At 45.4% G+C, this 16,887-nt stretch carries 13 protein-coding genes and 5 pseudogenes; 8 read left to right on the forward strand and 10 right to left on the reverse strand.

Annotated features, from left to right (window positions below; genetic code table 11):
- Positions 1-72 precede the first annotated feature (72 nt).
- The 4 genes from ACJBF3_RS10720 to ACJBF3_RS10735 are packed head-to-tail and all read left to right on the forward strand — an operon-like array spanning position 73 to position 5,833.
- A complete protein-coding gene (locus ACJBF3_RS10720; RefSeq protein ID WP_213734506.1) occupies positions 73-1,608 on the forward strand; it encodes an N-6 DNA methylase in 1,536 nt (511 codons plus the stop codon).
- Positions 1,608-3,320 (forward strand): restriction endonuclease subunit S, encoded by a 1,713-nt coding sequence (locus tag ACJBF3_RS10725; protein ID WP_213734504.1) that lies wholly within the window; start codon positions 1,608-1,610, stop codon positions 3,318-3,320. The genes ACJBF3_RS10720 and ACJBF3_RS10725 overlap by 1 nt, the downstream gene beginning before the upstream one ends.
- Positions 3,321-3,335: 15 nt before the next feature.
- The gene (locus ACJBF3_RS10730) at positions 3,336-4,994 is read left to right on the forward strand and encodes an AAA family ATPase (protein ID WP_213734503.1); all 1,659 of its coding nucleotides are present in this window, start codon (positions 3,336-3,338) and stop codon (positions 4,992-4,994) included.
- A complete protein-coding gene (locus tag ACJBF3_RS10735) occupies positions 4,991-5,833 on the forward strand; it encodes a hypothetical protein (RefSeq protein ID WP_213734501.1) in 843 nt (280 codons plus the stop codon). Before ACJBF3_RS10730 ends, ACJBF3_RS10735 begins: the two co-directional genes overlap by 4 nt.
- Before the next feature lie 376 nt (positions 5,834-6,209).
- Here the strand turns inward: ACJBF3_RS10735 and ACJBF3_RS10740 are convergent.
- Positions 6,210-6,440, reverse strand: a pseudogene (locus ACJBF3_RS10740) (integrase); the annotation flags it as partial.
- A gap of 244 nt (positions 6,441-6,684) precedes the next feature.
- A pseudogene (locus ACJBF3_RS10745) lies at positions 6,685-6,915 on the reverse strand (tyrosine-type recombinase/integrase); the annotation flags it as partial.
- Between the two features lie 136 nt (positions 6,916-7,051).
- On the opposite strand from ACJBF3_RS10745, the gene ACJBF3_RS10750 reads away from it, so the two are divergent.
- Positions 7,052-7,258 carry an AlpA family transcriptional regulator gene (locus ACJBF3_RS10750; RefSeq protein WP_213734556.1) on the forward strand — a complete coding sequence of 69 codons (207 nt, stop codon included), beginning with the start codon at positions 7,052-7,054 and terminating at the stop codon, positions 7,256-7,258.
- Between the two features lie 110 nt (positions 7,259-7,368).
- On the opposite strand, the pseudogene ACJBF3_RS10755 reads toward ACJBF3_RS10750, so the two are convergent.
- From ACJBF3_RS10755 to ACJBF3_RS10780, 6 genes and pseudogenes are all read right to left on the reverse strand, one after another.
- Positions 7,369-7,611: pseudogene (locus ACJBF3_RS10755) on the reverse strand (IS21 family transposase); the annotation flags it as partial.
- 22 nt (positions 7,612-7,633) lie between these two features.
- Entirely contained in the window at positions 7,634-8,035 is a 402-nt protein-coding gene (locus ACJBF3_RS10760; RefSeq protein ID WP_213734515.1) for a hypothetical protein, read from the reverse strand.
- A 255-nt stretch (positions 8,036-8,290) separates the two neighbouring features.
- Positions 8,291-8,733, reverse strand: a pseudogene (locus ACJBF3_RS10765) (IS3 family transposase); the annotation flags it as partial.
- Positions 8,734-8,816: 83 nt separating this feature from the next.
- On the reverse strand, positions 8,817-10,325 hold the full coding sequence (gene ltrA, locus ACJBF3_RS10770) for a group II intron reverse transcriptase/maturase (RefSeq protein ID WP_213734520.1): 1,509 nt from the start codon (positions 10,323-10,325) through the stop codon (positions 8,817-8,819).
- A 672-nt stretch (positions 10,326-10,997) separates the two neighbouring features.
- Positions 10,998-11,684: pseudogene (locus tag ACJBF3_RS10775) on the reverse strand (IS3 family transposase); the annotation flags it as partial.
- A 419-nt stretch (positions 11,685-12,103) separates the two neighbouring features.
- Positions 12,104-12,715, reverse strand: coding sequence for a GNAT family N-acetyltransferase (locus tag ACJBF3_RS10780; protein ID WP_213734517.1), 612 nt, complete (start codon positions 12,713-12,715; stop codon positions 12,104-12,106).
- 209 nt (positions 12,716-12,924) lie between these two features.
- Here ACJBF3_RS10780 and ACJBF3_RS10785 point away from each other — a divergent pair, with 209 nt between their 5' ends.
- Complete coding sequence (locus ACJBF3_RS10785) at positions 12,925-13,809, forward strand: ATP-grasp fold amidoligase family protein (protein ID WP_213734519.1); 885 nt, start codon at positions 12,925-12,927, stop codon at positions 13,807-13,809.
- Between the two features lie 46 nt (positions 13,810-13,855).
- On the opposite strand, the gene ACJBF3_RS10790 is transcribed toward ACJBF3_RS10785, so the two are convergent.
- Both ACJBF3_RS10790 and ACJBF3_RS10795 read right to left on the reverse strand, forming a co-directional pair.
- Positions 13,856-14,479: a MipA/OmpV family protein gene (locus ACJBF3_RS10790; RefSeq protein ID WP_247751633.1), complete on the reverse strand. Its 624-nt coding sequence runs from the start codon at positions 14,477-14,479 to the stop codon at positions 13,856-13,858.
- Complete coding sequence (locus tag ACJBF3_RS10795) at positions 14,440-14,631, reverse strand: hypothetical protein (RefSeq protein WP_406545022.1); 192 nt, start codon at positions 14,629-14,631, stop codon at positions 14,440-14,442. The genes ACJBF3_RS10790 and ACJBF3_RS10795 overlap by 40 nt, the downstream gene beginning before the upstream one ends.
- Before the next feature lie 104 nt (positions 14,632-14,735).
- On the opposite strand from ACJBF3_RS10795, the gene ACJBF3_RS10800 reads away from it, so the two are divergent.
- Positions 14,736-15,422 (forward strand): response regulator, encoded by a 687-nt coding sequence (locus ACJBF3_RS10800; protein ID WP_406545024.1) that lies wholly within the window; start codon positions 14,736-14,738, stop codon positions 15,420-15,422.
- Positions 15,419-16,606, forward strand: coding sequence for a cell wall metabolism sensor histidine kinase WalK (locus ACJBF3_RS10805; RefSeq protein WP_213734441.1), 1,188 nt, complete (start codon positions 15,419-15,421; stop codon positions 16,604-16,606). Before ACJBF3_RS10800 ends, ACJBF3_RS10805 begins: the two co-directional genes overlap by 4 nt.
- Positions 16,607-16,887 lie beyond the last annotated feature (281 nt).

Genomic DNA, 16,887 nt, shown 5'->3' on the forward strand with positions numbered 1-16,887 from the left:
AGTATCTTTTTATCGCTTTCTTAACGTAGAATTGTCATTCTGAGCGTAGTTTAATCCTGAGTTAAAGAAAACATGAAACAAGAGACAATCATTCAAAAAATTTGGAGTTTATGTAACATCCTGAGAGGTGATGGGATCACCTATTATCAGTATGTATCTGAACTCAGCTATCTACTGTTTCTCAAGATTGCTCAGGAAAATGGTTCAGAAAAATTGATACCGAAAGGTTATCGATGGGCTGACCTAGAATCCCATGAAGAAGAAGGCTTACTAGGGTTCTATCAAGAGATGCTCACGCATTTGGGTGCAAATGTTGAAAATGAAGTTATAAGAGCGATTTATGCATTCCCTACAACGGTTTTTTCTCATTCCGAAAATTTAAAAGCTGTCATAAACGGTATTTCAAAAATAGAGTGGCATCAAGTAGGAAAAGATGGATTTGGTGACCTCTACAGCGGCTTAATCGATAAGAGCGCTCAAGATACTCGTTCGGGGGCTGGGCAGTATTTCACTCCACGCTCTTTAGTTAATACTATTGTGAGATTAATACAACCAGGCCTTGGCGAATTAATTCAGGACCCTGCGATCGGAAGTGGTGGTTTCTTAGTCTCTGCTGATAGCTTCATTCGAAACAAATATTCGCACAAAGAATATCAAACTAACCCTCCTAAATACCAAGGTGTAGAAATAGAGAAGAATACTCGTCGAATTTGCTTGATGAATACTTTTTTACATCGTTTAGACGCAAGTATTATTTATGGTGATGCGCTAACTGATGACGCAGCGGAGTTGGATAAAGCTGACGTAATCGTAGCCAACCCTCCCTTTGGTAACAAGGCCGGGGGACAGCGTCCTTTGCGCAGCGATATTCCATTTCCTAATACAAATAAACAATTTGCTTTTTTGCAGCATATTTATCTGGGGCTTAGGGCTGGTGGTCGGGCAGCTGTAGTGTTGCCAGATAACGTTCTATTTGAGTCTGGTGTTGGTACGGATGTTCGCCGCGATTTAATGAACAAATGCAATCTCCATACCATCTTACGCTTACCAACTGGTATCTTTTACGCACATGGCGTAAAAACCAATGTATTATTTTTCGCTAAAGGGAGCGCAAAAAACAAATATCAGCAAGAAAACTGTACTGAGAATGTTTGGGTATACGACCTGCGTACCAATATGCCTAGTTTTGGTAAGCGCACGCCCTTTGGTGATGCCGACATTGGCTTTGCGCCACAAGACTTCGGCACAGACCCACACCTCGGCGCATTTGAAAAAGTGTATGGTGACAACCCTGCAGGAATCAGCAAGCGTACTGAAGGTGAATACAGCTTCGGTGCACAAGAGATTGAAGTACGCAAAGACATAGTGGAAGAAAATCAGGATATTGATGAACGCCTCAGCCATTCACGCTGGCGCTACTTTAGCCGTAAATGGATCGCTGACATCAAAGGTGACTCGTTGGATATCTCTTGGCTAATAGATAAAGATAGCGTGGATGCCGCCAATTTGCCCGAGCCTGACGTGCTTGCGCGAGAAGCAAAAGAAGAACTGGAAACCGCGTTGAATGAGCTGGATTGGTTGTTGGCGGCGTTGGAAGGGGCTAATTAATGATTTCAACCAATTCATGCAATTGGATAGATCTAAAGATTGGGGACATTGCAGACGTTGTTGCTGGAGGGACCCCAAAGACTGGTAATCAAGAAAACTTTAAAGAATCGGGTACTGGGATTCCTTGGTTAACTCCAGCGGATCTTCGTGGTTATACTGGCAAATATATAAGCTTCGGTGCTAGAGATTTGAGTCAGCAAGGGTACGATTCGAGTTCCGCAAAAATATTGCCTAAAGGAAGCTTGCTGTTTAGCAGCCGTGCACCGATTGGATATGTAGCCATTGCACAAAATGAGATTTCAACTAATCAAGGGTTTAAGAGCTTTGTTTTTACCTATGGTGTTGATTCAGTTTATGCCTACCACTACCTTAGAAGCATTAAGGATGTAGCTGAAAGTATGGGCACGGGCACAACCTTTAAGGAAATTTCGGGCGCTACTGCAAAAACGTTGCCTTTCATACTTCCCCCTTTAGCTGAACAAAAAGTTATTGCCGATAAGCTTGATACCCTGTTGGCGCAGGTGGAAGCTACTAAGGCCCGCCTCGAACGCATCCCTGAAATCCTAAAAACCTTCCGCCAATCAATCCTCACCGCCGCAGTTAGTGGAAAGTTGACAGAGGTATGGCGAATGAAGAATAAATTCAAAAACGTAGCTGTGAAACACAATGTCAATCTGCCAACGTTAACCCAAGATGAATATTATCTTGACCCTATCGAGGGATGGCAATGGGTAAGACTAGGGTCTGTTGTTAATCTCATAAATGGTGATAGAGGGAAAAATTATCCGAATAAAAGTGAATATGTAGAAAAAGGAATTCCATTTATAAATACAGGGCATATTAATGCAGACGGGACACTTGATGATGAACGCATGAATTTCATTTCGGAAACTAAGTATGGCTCATTAAGTGGAGGGAAAACGAAATCAACAGACCTAGTTTATTGCCTCCGTGGAGCAACAATGGGAAAAACCGCCCGTGTTCACTACAAAACAGGGGCGATTGCATCCTCCCTTGTAATTGTCAGACCAAGTGATTACATAGACAGAGATTTCGCATATTATTTTCTTATTAGTCCTCCAGCTAAAAATTTAATTAATAAGTTTGATAACGGTTCTGCTCAGCCGAATCTATCAGCAAAGAGTTTGGCTACATACCCTTTACAACTCCCTTCGTGTAAAGAACAAATCGAAATTGTCCGCCGCGTTGAAGAACTTTTCACCTTCGCAGATCACGCTGAAATAAAAGCTGCAATTGCATTAGAGCGAATCAATAAAATCAGTCAATCCATACTAGTCAAAGCTTTCCGGGGTGAGCTCACTGCTGATTGGCGCGTGGCCAACCCGGATTTAATTAGCGGAGAAAACAGTGTCGAAGTCTTGCTAAAAAAAATTAAGACCGAACGTGAGGCTGTCAAAAGACAACCTAAACCAAAACGTTCTGCCGTAAAAAAAAATGCAGGTAGCCGTATGAGCAAACAGATGATCAAAGTAGTTGAAGCGTTAAAACAAGCTGGAGAACCGCTTAGTGGTCAGCAATTGTTGGCGGCGGCTGGCTATCCCAACGACAGCAGTACTGAGCAACTGGAACAGTTTTTTCTAGATATTCGTGACGCTCTTGCCATTGAAAAATCCATTGTAAAACTTGAGCGTGGTGGTGACGGCCAAGATTGGTTCACCTTAGCTGAGAAAGTCGAGATAAGCAAAGCATAGTACTAAGGACAGCCTATGAAAGTCGACAAACTTTATATCCGCTCACGCTTTAAAAATCTTGAAAACGTGAAAGTGGACTTTGACGAAAATCATCTGATGACCGTTGTGGTAGGTCGTAATGGTTCCGGTAAATCCAACGTTCTGGAAGCCTTAGTATCTATATTCCGCAATCTTGACTTAGGTGAGGCGCCAGCGTTTTCATACGAACTGACTTATCGATTGGGTGAACCTCACAAACCCAATCGACCCAGTAATCGATGGCTGGAAATCACCATTGATGCCGATCCAGATCGTGGAACGCTGGCAAAGCAATACGAAGTACGTATGCGAAATCTTTTGAATGACGACTTACCTGAAGACATATTTGATGAAAAGACTTCAGGTATAGTTATTCCATTTTCAAAAGTTAAGCGCAATAAAGAAGGTAAAGCGCCTTACCTGCCCAACTATGTGTTTGCCTACTATTCAGGTCCTAGTGATCGATTAGAAAGCTACTTCAAGAAACATCGGACAGATTTTTATCGTCATTTATTAAATGATAAGCCGGATAAAAAGCTAAATCTTAAGGGCGACATTCGTCCGCTTTTTTATGCAAAGCCCTACCACAGCCAGTTTGTACTCTTGGCGTTTTTCTTATCTGACGAAAATAGCCCTCAGCGCACCTTTATTAAGGAACATTTAGGTATAGAAGATTTAGATAGTATTCACTTTGTGATGCGACAACCCGGCTGGGCAAAACAAAAAGGCGAGCTATTCTGGGGGGCACGTGGCGTAGTCCGTCGTTTCCTAGATGAGCTAATAAAATATACGCTAGCACCTATAAAAGTGATACGACAAGAAGACACATCTTTAACTGGTAGTCATGTTCGAAACGAATTTTTCCATTTATTTTTACCTAATGTCGAAGTACTACACACATTTGCAAAAGGATTAAGTGATGATGAGCTTTTTAAAATGCTCGAAAGTACACTGCTATCAGAAATTATCTCTGAAGTAAGTATTCGGGTGAAAGTATCCAGTAGTAAAGTACCTCTTACTTTCCGAGAACTCAGCGAAGGAGAACAACAACTACTAACCGTGTTGGGTCTACTCAAATTTACCGGCGGCAAAGACTCCTTGTTTTTACTCGACGAACCTGACACCCACCTTAATCCGTCATGGGCCATTAACTATCTGAAATTCCTGCGTGAATTCGTACCCAACCATGAAACTAGCCATTTACTGATGGTTACACACCATCCTTTGGCTATTGCTGAGCTAAAAAAACAGCAAGTCCAAGTCATGTGGCGTGATGATGAGTATAATGTTCACTCACAAGAACCTTACATAGATCCACGTGGTGCTGGTTTTATGGCCACACTTACTGAAGTTTTTGGTCTAAATACAACATTGGATCTTGAGACCCAAAAGTTACTGGATGATAGGAACGAACTAGCCCACATCGAAAGCCGAACAGAAGCTCAGAGCAACCAACTAGACCTCCTTAATGATGAGTTAAACAGACTTGGGTTTTCATTTGAAAACAGAGATCCATTATACAGTGAGTTCCTTTTAGCATGGCAAGATCTAAAATACAGTGAAAGGCCACCCTTAACTCCAGATAAAGCAGCTCAGAGACGAGTTGCCATGAAGAAGGTAATTGAGGTACTTCAAGCTAAGAAGGCTAGCGAATGATTTTCATCAAACGAGACGCTGCGCTTATTCCTGAAAAGGTACTTAATGTTGCTCAGCGGGCACAAAATGCTCTGGAACAATTACCCGCCGAGCAGAGGAAAGATTTCATCAAGAAAAAGTCTCATATATGGAGAGGCTTTTCAAAGTATCTTGCCAAAATGTCTTATGGTAAGTGCTGGTATTCTGAAGCTAAAGATGCGGGTGCAAATTTCGATGTAGATCATTTCAGACCTAAAGCAGAAGCAAAAAGGGCTGAAAATTTAGTCGATGTCGAGGGTTATGCATGGTTAGCATTTGATTGGAGGAACTTCCGACTTTCCGCTCAAAATTGTAACCGTTTGAACACGGATGAATTAGGTAACACCGTAGGTAAAGGTAGCTGGTTCCCTCTGCTAAATGGTAGCCCTAAAGCAAGCTGGGATAATCGTTGTATTAATGATGAAAGAGTCACTCTTCTGGACCCTGTAGTTCAAGCTGACCTCACCTATATAGACTATGACGACAACGGTAGATTTACTTCGAGTAGACACTGTATTGGACAAGCAGCATTAAGGATACACCAGTCTGCTGTTATTTATGGCCTTAATTTTGAGAAAATGCGTGAAGCGCGATTTCAGGTCATGAGAGAAGCAAAAGAACTTCTTGAAACTATTCAACAAAGTGTTGAGGACTTAGATCCATTGGGTGATGAAGCACCAATGAAAACTATAGAGCGACAGATAGAACAGCTTAAGGCCAAAACACGGGCTGATGCGCCATTTAGCCGTGCAGCGAGAGCACAGCTTATAAAACTTGGTGCAGAGGATTACTTAATTGATAGGAGTTTGGATGCAGCTTGAGGTATGTGACCAAGTTTAATGTCTGGCGCGGCTGACCGGCCCCCAGTATTAGATACAACCGTCAGTTAGTAATGTCGGTTTGTTTATCTTCACATTTTCCATTTCGCCACCGTGCTGCAAATTCAGCACCAGCCGTTGCACCAGCGACAAACCTTCCCAACAGAACGCCAACAATGCCTCCCGTTTTCCTGCCTATGTGTCGTTCACTTACACGATCAGAACCACATTCCGGACATATCGTAGTCATTATATAATTCTCCTTAATTTCAGTTTGTTAGAAAAAAGCATCCGAACATTAAAGTATGGATGCCTTCTTTATGTAATAACTCATGTTTACTCTACGGAGTTATGGGCCATCATTTTGCAGCATGTCTCATCAGGTCAGCATGGGGTTATTAATTTTCGCAAAATCAAACGGGCTGATACTTTTCTCCCGGTTCGAATCCAGAAAGTCCGCCCACTATTGCAGCATCAATTTGCGTTCATCCAGATGTTCCGCTTTATGGATATATGCTGCGCGTACCGAGTTACGTTCCATATGGCTCATCTGGTGCTCCACCGCATCCTTCGACCATTGCCCTGACTTAATCAAAGCACTATATGCCATCGGGCAAACAAAAAATAAAAGAACAATGTCCTCGGTCCTTCAGGGACCAGGGGTCTACCACTAAATATTACCTGCTGATGAATTGATAAGCAGGTCAATGTAATCCGCATACCACGACATCATTTCACACTTGCTGTACTGAACAGTGCTGTTTCTACTTGAGTGGGTTATTGATTTTGGCGTAATCAAAAGGACTAATGCTCTTCTCCCTGTTTGCGTCAAGGAAACCAGCCCACCAATATAACTATGCGCTTTTGCCAAACGTCCCTTTGATAATAATGTTTCCTAATGCTAGATCATCAATGTAATCAGCGTACCACTGCATCATTTCCCGCCTTCCATCCAGATATTGAGCATGATTGTAAGTACCACGTATCGAGTTTTTATCTACATGCGCAAGCTGCGTTTCAATCCACGCTGAGTTAAAACCCTGCTTATGCAGAATGGTGCTCATCGTGTGGCGGAAGCCATGCCCCGGCAGTCAGTGGCAGGCGGCGTAAGTACAGCTGAACCCGACGATAAAAAAATACGTCGGACCGTCATCGTTTGAAGAAGTCTGCACCATTCGAATATCTGACTTCTTCTCCCTTACCATCAACGGAGAACAAACGATGACCACACCAGCCAGCCTTCTTACCGATAAGTTTGTCGATATGGCGTTTATCACCCAGCTCACCGGCTTAACGGACAAATGGTTCTACAAACTGATTTCATTGGGTGAATTCCCTAAACCCATTAAGCTGGGCAGAAGCTCCCGCTGGCTTGAAAGCGAAGTGGAAGCCTGGCTACAGCAACGCATTACTGAGTCACGGGGTTGAAAACTCATGCCAAAGAAACATAACCGTAAGACATGACAGGCACCGGTACGCTGGATTTATCTGCAGTGTTATCGACAATACTGCGGGGAGCGCATATGTCCGTTCTGCTAGTGTTCCGCCAGCGCCTGATAGCTGTCGTTGATGACCGGCTCGTAGCGATCGGTTTTTTTCACCGCGCTTTTGAGATTATCGGGGATAAGCAGCTTCGGCACGCCGCCGAGGAAGGTTAGGCAGCGGCTGTTGGCGTTTAGCAAGGACATCATGTCCTGGCCTTCACACGCCTCGACATACGTATAGTTGGATGCACCCATCACAGCCACGAAGATGGCTACCCGGCGTATTTCTCCGGTATCCGTTTCACATTTTCGAGGCGATTTAAATTTTTGAAACAAAGGGATGTAGTGTTTGATGAAGTTGGATTAATCCCTGGGTATTTCCATCACTGAGATATTTCTCATTTATCGCGTCAGATTGCTCGAGATTAGTAAGAGCTATATAAACCTCATGCGACAAGCTATGATCATCAAATATATCTCTGACATTTGCTTTTTCAAGGTAATTTTTTTTCAGGTAAATTTTCAGACTACTTATTTCTTTAGCGTTCTCAGAGAAAACAAGCTTGTTATTATATTGATTAGAATTAGTCATCTCAGGCGTACGTTGAATAACAGGAACTTGCAAACCACTCAACCCAGCCACAATATCTGGAGTAGAGTGACTGCACGCACCAGAAGAAAGGACACTCATTAACAATCCCATGCGAAAAACTTGTTTCATGCCTTTACCTTAAATCTGTAGAAATAATATTCTCATAAAGCATTATTAACTTAGCCAATATGAGTTAGCTTATGGTTGTAGTAATGATACAGGGAATATATCAAGAGTAAGTCAATATCACATCAACACTTGGTCGAGAGTGAATCGCGACTGATTTAACGGACACCTCAGAGTCATTTATGGACTGACCCCACCCGGATAGACGATTCTGCCCTATAGTTGGACTGGCCCCACATCGGTAGACAAATTCTGTCCTCACGACGAGGCCTGTTCAAAGGCCTCCGGACTGACTCCGCCGAGATGACTGTGGCGGCGGGACCGGTTATAGAAGACTTCAATGTAATCGAAGATATAGGCCCGGGCCAGATCCCGGGTTTTATAGATGCGTTTTCTGATCCTTTCGTTTTTCAGCGAACTGAAGAACGAGTATTCCAGCAGTTGCCACGCCGGCTCATACTGGGCGCCAGGTTATTAGCCAGGCAGAAACGCTGCCAGTCGTCGCTGCCGTACTGGCTGCCCTGGTCTGAGTGCACGATAACCTCTCCGTCCGGTTTACGTCGCCAGACCGCCATCATCAGCGCATCCAGTGCCAGTTCGCGTGAGAGGGTCGACTTCATCGACCAGCCCACCACGTTACGGGCAAAGAGGTCGATAACCACCGCCAGATACAACCATCCCAGCCAGGTCCGGAGTAGAGTAAGAGACAGGGCGTAGTCGGACTATTTCCCTGCCTCTCCTCTCCGAACCGGACGTGCACCTCTCAGCGCATCCGGCTCTCCATTTAAATGCTGGCGAACGCCATTGCCACTTCTGTAAAGCGCGATGTATACGTGTTTCTGGTTTCCGTCCTCAGATAGGGATTACCTTCGGGTAGCCGCCAGCGGAACAGCTTCTTGCCTTGTCCCACCAACCGGTACAGTATTTCGCCGCTGAGCTTGCCGTGATTGGTTTTACCAAATAAAACCCACGTTTTGCTCTGACCCGGTTTCGGTGATTTACACCACCACCTCATCAGGGAAGCGATACCTGTACGGTATTTGCGGGCCAGCCAGTGAGCCAGCTTCCAGAACACGACACGGTCGATATAACTGAAGACTTTGGCCTTAAAATCAACAAACTGATAGAACATGGCCCAGCCTTTCAGTTTTCGGTTGAGTTGTTCAGCCATATCGACTTTGCTTTCACTGTAGTTGCCTGATAACAGTGCTGTCAGCGATGCGGCGAAGTTTCTGGCTTTCTCCTGCGGGATCGTTGAGACCACTCGCATCTCGCCATAACGACTGCGTTTGCGAATGATCCTGTGCCCCAGAAAGATAAAGCCGTCATTAACATGGGTGATTTTAGTCTTATCCATGTTCAGCCGGAGTTTCAGACTGCCTTCGAGCACACCCCGACACTCCTCCCTGATGGCTTCCGCCTGTGCTTTGGTGCCTTTGACGATGAGGACAAAATCATCGGCATAGCGGCAGTACGCCACCGCGGGTTTCCACTGCCAGTTTTCTCTGACCGCCGTACTTCGGCCCCGTTGGATACTGTTATTCCAGTACCACCGATCTTTTCTGGCTTTCCCGCTCAGGTAGCGCTCATGCAGGTATTGATCGAACTCATTCAGCATGATGTTCGATAATAGCGGCGATATAACACCGCCCTGTGGCACACCTTCACTGGCCGCCCGAAAGAGACCGACATCGATATGTCCCGCCTTGATGGTTTTCCACAGCAGAGTCATGAAACGTGCGTCACTGATCCTGCGGCGTACAGCCTTCATCAGCAGTCGATGATGTACGGTGTCGAAGTAACTGGACAGGTCGCCTTCAATCACCCAGCGTCCCCGGGTTTCACCGCAGTCTGTGAGCTGTAATTTCACCGTGCGGATCGCGTGGTGGACACTGCGCTCAGGCCGGAAGCCATATGAGAGCGTATGAAAATCACTCTCCCATATCGGCTCTATTGCCATCAGCATGGCCCGCTGAACAATACGATCCCGCAACGCGGGGATACCCAGTGGTCGCAGTTTGCCGTTGCTTTTAGGGATGTAAACCCGTCTGGCGGGCAAGGGCTGGTAGTGGCCTGAGAGTAATTCATCCCTGAGGATTTGCAGCTCAACAGCCAGTCTGGCCTGTAGCATTGTTTTGTTCACGCCATCAATACCGGGGGTATGCGCCCCCTTTGATGAAAGCGTGATCCGCGCCGCTTCAGCCAGCCATTCTGGTTGTGTTATCAGACGCAGCAGCCGTTGAATCCGTAGGGACGGATCGGTGGCTGCCCATGTGGCAAGCTTGCGTTGCATTTCGCTGATTATCAAAGGTTTTCACCTCGTTAGGTCAGTTAATTCACGTCGCAAACACATTCAAACTGCTTCCCTTCGCCATGTAATGGGCTTTCCCCATCGCGGACTACTACGGAAGCTCCGCCAGCCAGCGCGTCATCGGAGCCATGCCCCCTTAACATCCGTCGCTGACCTTCCCCGGTTTTCCTGTCTGGACTCAGACATACTGAGGAGGCTGCCCGTCGCACTCTTTATCCTTGCTTGCCGCAAGTTGGCAGAAGTCAGCAACGCGAGTGTGATAGACGCTGCTGCCCCGGAGTTTCGCATACATGTCAAAACACCTTCGACCGGCAGTGCTTACGTATCACTGCCAGCTCCTCCTGCACGGCCTGTCAGATCACGTAGGCCGTGGTGACGTTTTCAACCCACAGAGGCGGATTAACGGGTTCATGTTCTTCAGCCTTTCAGTACGTAACCTTGAGGATCATCTCGGCTTAGTGATCTCGCCTCAATCCCCGTTGTCAGCGGGTTACATCACCCTGCGGGCATGCCGCAGGTCACTGCCGCTCAGGTTCTCCACCGTCACACCTGGTGGGATTGTTGGGTTTCTCATCGTGAGTTACCGGTTCAATATTCCAGACAGACTCGTGGTTCATTTGAGCATCCATGCTCACCCTGAACTCCGGGCACACTATAAGTGATGTCGGTGACCCAGACCTGATTGGCCCGGACAACGGTAAACTGCCGCTGCACGCGATTAGGGGCCAACCACTGAAGGTCGGCCGGCGATACGCCGTGGCGCTTTATAGCCACGCACGGCTTTAATCCGGTTCAGTTGCATAATACGGCCCACCCGGTTTTTGCCGCAGGTTTCCCCGGTTTCGTTCAGATCGCCATGAACCCGCCGGTAACCGTATACGCCTCCGCTCAGTGAATAGGAATCGCGGATAAGCATCAGCAGACGCTGGTTATCTTTATCACACGCCGAGACCGGGTTATGCAGCCACGCATAGAACCCGGCCCGGGCGACATTCAGTACCCGACACATCGTCATAACACCCCACACAGTGCGGTGTTCATTGATAAAGCGGTACTTCAGTCGGGCTCCCTTGCAAAGTGCTGCGCGGCCTTTTTCAGGATATCCCGTTCTTCTTCGGTACGTTATAGCTGCGCCCGTAGTTTCAGGATCTCGCTTTTGGCTTCCAGTAAATCCCGGGCATGCTGTTCGCTGTTATCAGGCTTGATAGCCCGTAGCCGCTTGTAGAGACTGTGCGCAGAAACGCCCAGACGGTCGGATACTTCGGCAACGGAATAACCGCGTTCCGTTATCTGACGGACGGCTTCTTCCTTAAATTCAGGTGTAAATCGTGGTGTGCCCATATGTTCCCCCTATGCTCAAACTATAAGGCTGGATCGTCTACCGGGGTAGGGTCAGTCCACACTTCGATTCTTTGCACAGGACACTCCCTAAACATAACTCTATACCTATGTCTTACCGGTGAAGTGTTCGGTTTAAACGGGGGCTATTACATACAGACCATCCACCACCGCCCGGATCCAGGGTGAGAGATTTCTTGAAACAGACCACCGCGCCGTAACCGGGGCATTATACTTAGATGTCGCAACAGGTATACTCCTCATTTCCCATTTAGCCACTGGCCATCCATATTGACAGGAAAGCAACCCAGCGTAACGATAACGCTCAGTTTCTTTCTTCATCAGAAGAATTGTTGGAATAAATCGCCGCAGCAAAAATCAAGGATTAGCTGATGCACTGTTCAGTCAATTTTCAAAAAGCATCATAGCCTTTTCCAAAATAGATAAGACGTTACGTCCAGGGTACGTGAGCCTATTTTCAGGTGCACTCTCTTTTTGCCAGCCTCCTGAAAACCTCTTTTCTGATAAAACTGGAACGTGGAGCCTGTATCAGTGAAAAGATATATTTTCTTTCCTTTCTCCCTGTTCTCAAGCTCTTTGAGCAGCAGGGATCCAATCCCCGCCCCCTTCGTTTCAGGGTCGACGGTAAAAAAAGTAATTTCACCATCGAACTGAGAGCAATATGGATTTTCCTGTAACATTTCCATATTGAGGCTGTCCAGTTCCTCACCGGAATGGCCGTATAATTTGCTTATAACCCACTCTAATATCGCAACGAAAATCCTCCGAAAAATGGAACTACAGACTGCTGGCCGATCGTCCATTTTTGCTATAAGTACACCGGACAGCTTGTTATCTGAATAAGCCCCCACAAGATGAGTCGCATGTAATAACTCATAATTCCAGTAGTGTTGTATATACAAAAAAAGATGCAGTCTACTTGATGTGTACCAACTGAGATGCATGCCAGAAATGGCAAACTGCCTGGCTCTGTGATGGTCTTTCTTATGAATTTCTTTAATGATTATGTCCATGCTCAACTCTTATTCTTATGGAATCCCGTTTATTAAACAGTGTGGCTGACGTATAATAAACTGCCGCGTAATTTTTTCATTGCCACTTTTTATTATTTACGTATGTTTACGAAAATACCCCCGATCTTAACGATTTCTCAACAGTGCCTTGACTAAGAATTGACAGACGCAGGCTAAATTGTCTCTTTCATTTGCCCTGGGGATTTATCATGTTTTTAAGTAAATTAAAAATGCTTGAGTATCAGTTTAAGGTTTTCAGAACACTCTTTATTAGCGATGAAGAGTATCGCAGGAAAAAATTTAAAAAAATTTTTGGTAAAGAAGTCTCCCTGATATCACCGAAAACGCTGAACGAAAAAATTAATTACAGAATGGTTAATCAGCGAAGTGATTTCTTTACGCTAGTTGCAGATAAAATTTCCGTACGAGATTATGTTGAACTTGCCATTGGTCCTGAGTATCTTGTTCCTTTGTTGGGCGTTTTCGAAAAGCCAGAAGAAATTGATTTTAGCAGACTTCCACTGAGTTTCGTTATGAAGTGCAATCATGACAGTGGAAGCGCAATCATATGCAATAATAAATATGACCTTGATCTGGAAAATGTCATGCGTCATTTTAAACAGCATCTCAAAAGAAACCCGTATTACACAAACCGTGAATGGCAGTACAAAAACATAAAGCCGCGTATCTTAATTGAAGAAAAAGTAGAGTTGTTTCGTGGTAAATCGCGGGATACCACACCAGAAATGTTCAGAATACATTGTTTCCATGGCAGGCCACACTTTATTGAGGTCGACTTCACATCGGGCAATGGCAGTGAGTATGTAAACATCTATAATACAGAATGGGAGTTGCAGCCATTTACTCTGGGGTATGCCAACACACCGAACCCAATCGACAGGTCAGAATCCTTCAGTAAAATGCTTAGCTTAGCCAGTAAGATAGCTATTGATTTTGACTATTGCCGTCTGGACTTTATGGCATCTGACGACGCGATATTTTTTAGTGAAATCACACTGACGCCAGAAAGCGGTCAGCTAAAGTTTAATCCTCCAGAATGGGACGCAAAACTTGGTCGGTTTTGGGTGCTTTAAATTATTATCTGGCGGCACAATGCCGTCAGATAACTGATGCCAGCGTTTAAAAATTATATAATGCGCCAATAGTAAAAGTGATGTAATCATCCTTTTTAACAATCGGGCTTCTGTTTACACGGTTAGGTAGAGTGGTGTAACGAAAATCAGCATATCCTGACCAGGAGTCAGTGAAAGCATGCTGCCAGTTAATAGTATAATCAATACTGCTCATTCCGCTTCCGGCATTGTATTTTCTGTAGCCTGAATTCGTATTTTGCCTTTCATTAACACCAAACCAGGTGTTATTAAATCGCGCATCACCGTATTTACCTTCCGAACTAACCGTCAGCGTATCTGTATCATTATTAAAGAGGACGAGATTAACTTTAACGTTATATTGCATACCCTGACTGTCAGTCAGTGGTGCAATAACATTCCCTTCAAAACCGACCCAGGGGGTTATCCACCATCCAGCAGTAGTCGTGCTCGTTAATGCAGGCTTGATTTTCCCCATGCCTTTCAGTTTCTTCGACCCCTCCTGAATCCAGGAACTACCTTTATCAGTTCTCCCGACAGAATATCCTAAAGCCTGACCAATATAAATACCATTATCAAACTGCCGGGTATAACCCGCCCCTTTTTCGGAGTTCAGAAACCAGGTGTCGTTACTCCATTCAATATAGGGCAAACGTTCGTGTTATATTTATCAGCCCCCGTATATTCCGGAGCATACTGTGCACCCAGTCCAATCGTTACGGATGGCGTGGCATTTTCAGATGCTGCTTGCGATGAAAATGACAAGATAACTAATGTCGCGATGGCAATTTTTATTTCCTTCATAAAACTCCCGGAATGAATTATGCTTATACAAAAGGAAACGTAGTATGCATGCAGATAATCAAAAAACCCGCAAGATTTAATCAAGATTCAGTCAAGGTGCGAATATGAAACGTGTCTTAATTATTGAAGACGACCTCGATGCTGCGAATGTGCTTGAGGCTTACCTTAAACACGATCAGTTTGTGACTGCGGTAGCCAGTAATGGTCAACGTGGTCTGGAACTGGTCTTTAGCTGGAAACCGGACCTCGTTTTGCTGGACGTCATGCTACCTGCAATGAGCGGAACGGACGTTCTGCTGGCTGTACGCCGCCGGAGTGATGTACCAGTGATCATGATCACCGCCGTGAGCGACGGTAGCGACAAAATCAGTGCGCTGCGTTTTGGTGCTGATGACTATGTCGTAAAACCCTACAACCCGGGCGAGGTCGTTGCCCGTGTACGCGCCGTTCTCAGAAGATATTCGAGTGAGCGAGTCACCAATATTATTCAGTTCAGAGGCCTTAAAGCGGATATGGAGTCGATGCAGGCAACGGTTGAAGATGAACAGGGTGCATTTACATTATTGGATCTGACTCCAACGGAATTCTCACTTCTTGTGACTTTCCTTAAATCGCCCAATAAGGCGTTTACCCGGCAGGCATTGCTGGAAGCTTGCCTGCCTGACAGTTATGCACTCGAACGTGTTGTGGACACGCATATTTATAATTTACGCAAAAAGCTTGAGTCCGCAGGTCAGACAAATATCCTTATTAACATCAGGGGCATTGGCTACAGGTTTGCAAACATATGAAGATGGATCAAAACAGACAAAAAAAGGAGCCAGGAACCTTATGGTCCTGGATTTGCGGCCGTCTGATATCCCTTGCTGTTGGCTGTATCATTCTGATCGCTTTTTTGATGTGGTTACGCTTTTATGTGCAGAACAAATGGCATGAATACCACATGCCGGAAGATGTACGGGCTGAACTTGCCGTACTGATAAAAAATCCGCGCCTGAATATAAATCGTTATCACGAGATTATTGATACCTGGTATGGCCTTTCTTATTCCGACCCCTCAATGGGTCTAACGGACTGGCTAATATTAGGAGCCCTGATACTGTTCTTCATACCGGTGATCGTCCTGATTACCCTTAAAGCCGCGCGCCCTGTTTCGCGGCATATCGGCAGGCTCGACCGCGCAGCCCGGTCAGTTGCTGAAGGGGGATTCGGCTTTAAAGTGCCCGTTCCGTATACCCTGCCGCTTGAATTGCAACGGCTCAGTGAAAACTTCAATGGCATGTCCGTGAAGCTTGAACGTTATGAAAAGGATTTAAAAAAGGCCCATGTAACGCTGGCGCATGAGCTTCGTTCCCCACTAACCGCTGCTACAGGCCGCCTGCAGGGTATGATTGACGGAATATTTGAGCCAGACGAAGACCAGTTGAAGATGGTGATGCGTCAGCTTAACGAGCTGAACAGGCTCGTCGAAGATCTGCATCTTCTTAAACTGGCCGATGCCGGTCAGCTTAACCTGGATGTTATGCCAGTAAACCTCAGTGATATTATACGGGAAAAAATCGCGTGGATAACGCCTTCCGCAAAAAAAGTTGGGGTGGACATTATCCACCATCAGAAACAAACAATCACTTGCATGGCTGATCCGTACCGTATAGGCCAGGTGTTCCTGATACTGATGGATAATGCGCTACGCTATGCAGCTGACGGCGGGGTCCTTGATATAAGCTATCGTTCTTCCTCTGAAGCTGTTGTTGTAGTGTTCAGAGATAGCGGCCCGGCAGTTGCTGATAACTTCCTTGACAGTATCTTCACTCCTTTTGTGCGTGAAGATGTATCCCGCTCGCGTCATAGCGGGGGGTCAGGACTCGGTTTATCAATTGCGCGGGCAATCTGTGAAGCTCATGGTGGAAGGCTAAGCGCTGAAAAAAACAAAGAAAAAGGATTATCTTTCTGCATAATCCTTCCCAGGCATTAAATATTTCAGCCATTGAAGCATTCTTAACAATACGTGTACAGTTCCTTGATTATCGTCTGATTAAATGCATGGTAAACGGAGGTTTACCATGTTGTCAGGTTTTATTGAGAGCTTCTTGTCAGCATGCGATAAATTTGATGATAGCTGTGTCTGGATTATCATTATCGCGATTATAATTTTTGTCATTCAACTTTTTGTGGCTATCCTCCTGGACACAAATCACTCAAACCGGAATAAAAAATAGACTCCATCGATACGTTTATTTTGGGCGATGCCGGATA

Source organism: Enterobacter sp. PP-008-ECC_S150, assembly GCF_045257065.1.
Lineage (GTDB): Bacteria > Pseudomonadota > Gammaproteobacteria > Enterobacterales > Enterobacteriaceae > Enterobacter > Enterobacter chengduensis.

Bases quoted from the DNA above. Each gene is read 5' to 3' on its own strand.
- ACJBF3_RS10795 (WP_406545022.1), bottom strand. From the start codon at position 14,631: ATGAAGGAAATAAAAATTGCCATCGCGACATTAGTTATCTTGTCATTT.
- ACJBF3_RS10735 (WP_213734501.1), top strand. From the start codon at position 4,991: ATGATTTTCATCAAACGAGACGCTGCGCTTATTCCTGAAAAGGTACTT.
- ACJBF3_RS10785 (WP_213734519.1), top strand. From the start codon at position 12,925: ATGTTTTTAAGTAAATTAAAAATGCTTGAGTATCAGTTTAAGGTTTTC.
- ACJBF3_RS10750 (WP_213734556.1), top strand. From the start codon at position 7,052: ATGACCACACCAGCCAGCCTTCTTACCGATAAGTTTGTCGATATGGCG.
- ACJBF3_RS10725 (WP_213734504.1), top strand. From the start codon at position 1,608: ATGATTTCAACCAATTCATGCAATTGGATAGATCTAAAGATTGGGGAC.
- ltrA (WP_213734520.1), bottom strand. From the start codon at position 10,325: ATGCAACGCAAGCTTGCCACATGGGCAGCCACCGATCCGTCCCTACGG.
- ACJBF3_RS10800 (WP_406545024.1), top strand. From the start codon at position 14,736: ATGAAACGTGTCTTAATTATTGAAGACGACCTCGATGCTGCGAATGTG.
- ACJBF3_RS10720 (WP_213734506.1), top strand. From the start codon at position 73: ATGAAACAAGAGACAATCATTCAAAAAATTTGGAGTTTATGTAACATC.
- ACJBF3_RS10760 (WP_213734515.1), bottom strand. From the start codon at position 8,035: ATGAAACAAGTTTTTCGCATGGGATTGTTAATGAGTGTCCTTTCTTCT.
- ACJBF3_RS10805 (WP_213734441.1), top strand. From the start codon at position 15,419: ATGAAGATGGATCAAAACAGACAAAAAAAGGAGCCAGGAACCTTATGG.
- ACJBF3_RS10730 (WP_213734503.1), top strand. From the start codon at position 3,336: ATGAAAGTCGACAAACTTTATATCCGCTCACGCTTTAAAAATCTTGAA.
- ACJBF3_RS10780 (WP_213734517.1), bottom strand. From the start codon at position 12,715: ATGGACATAATCATTAAAGAAATTCATAAGAAAGACCATCACAGAGCC.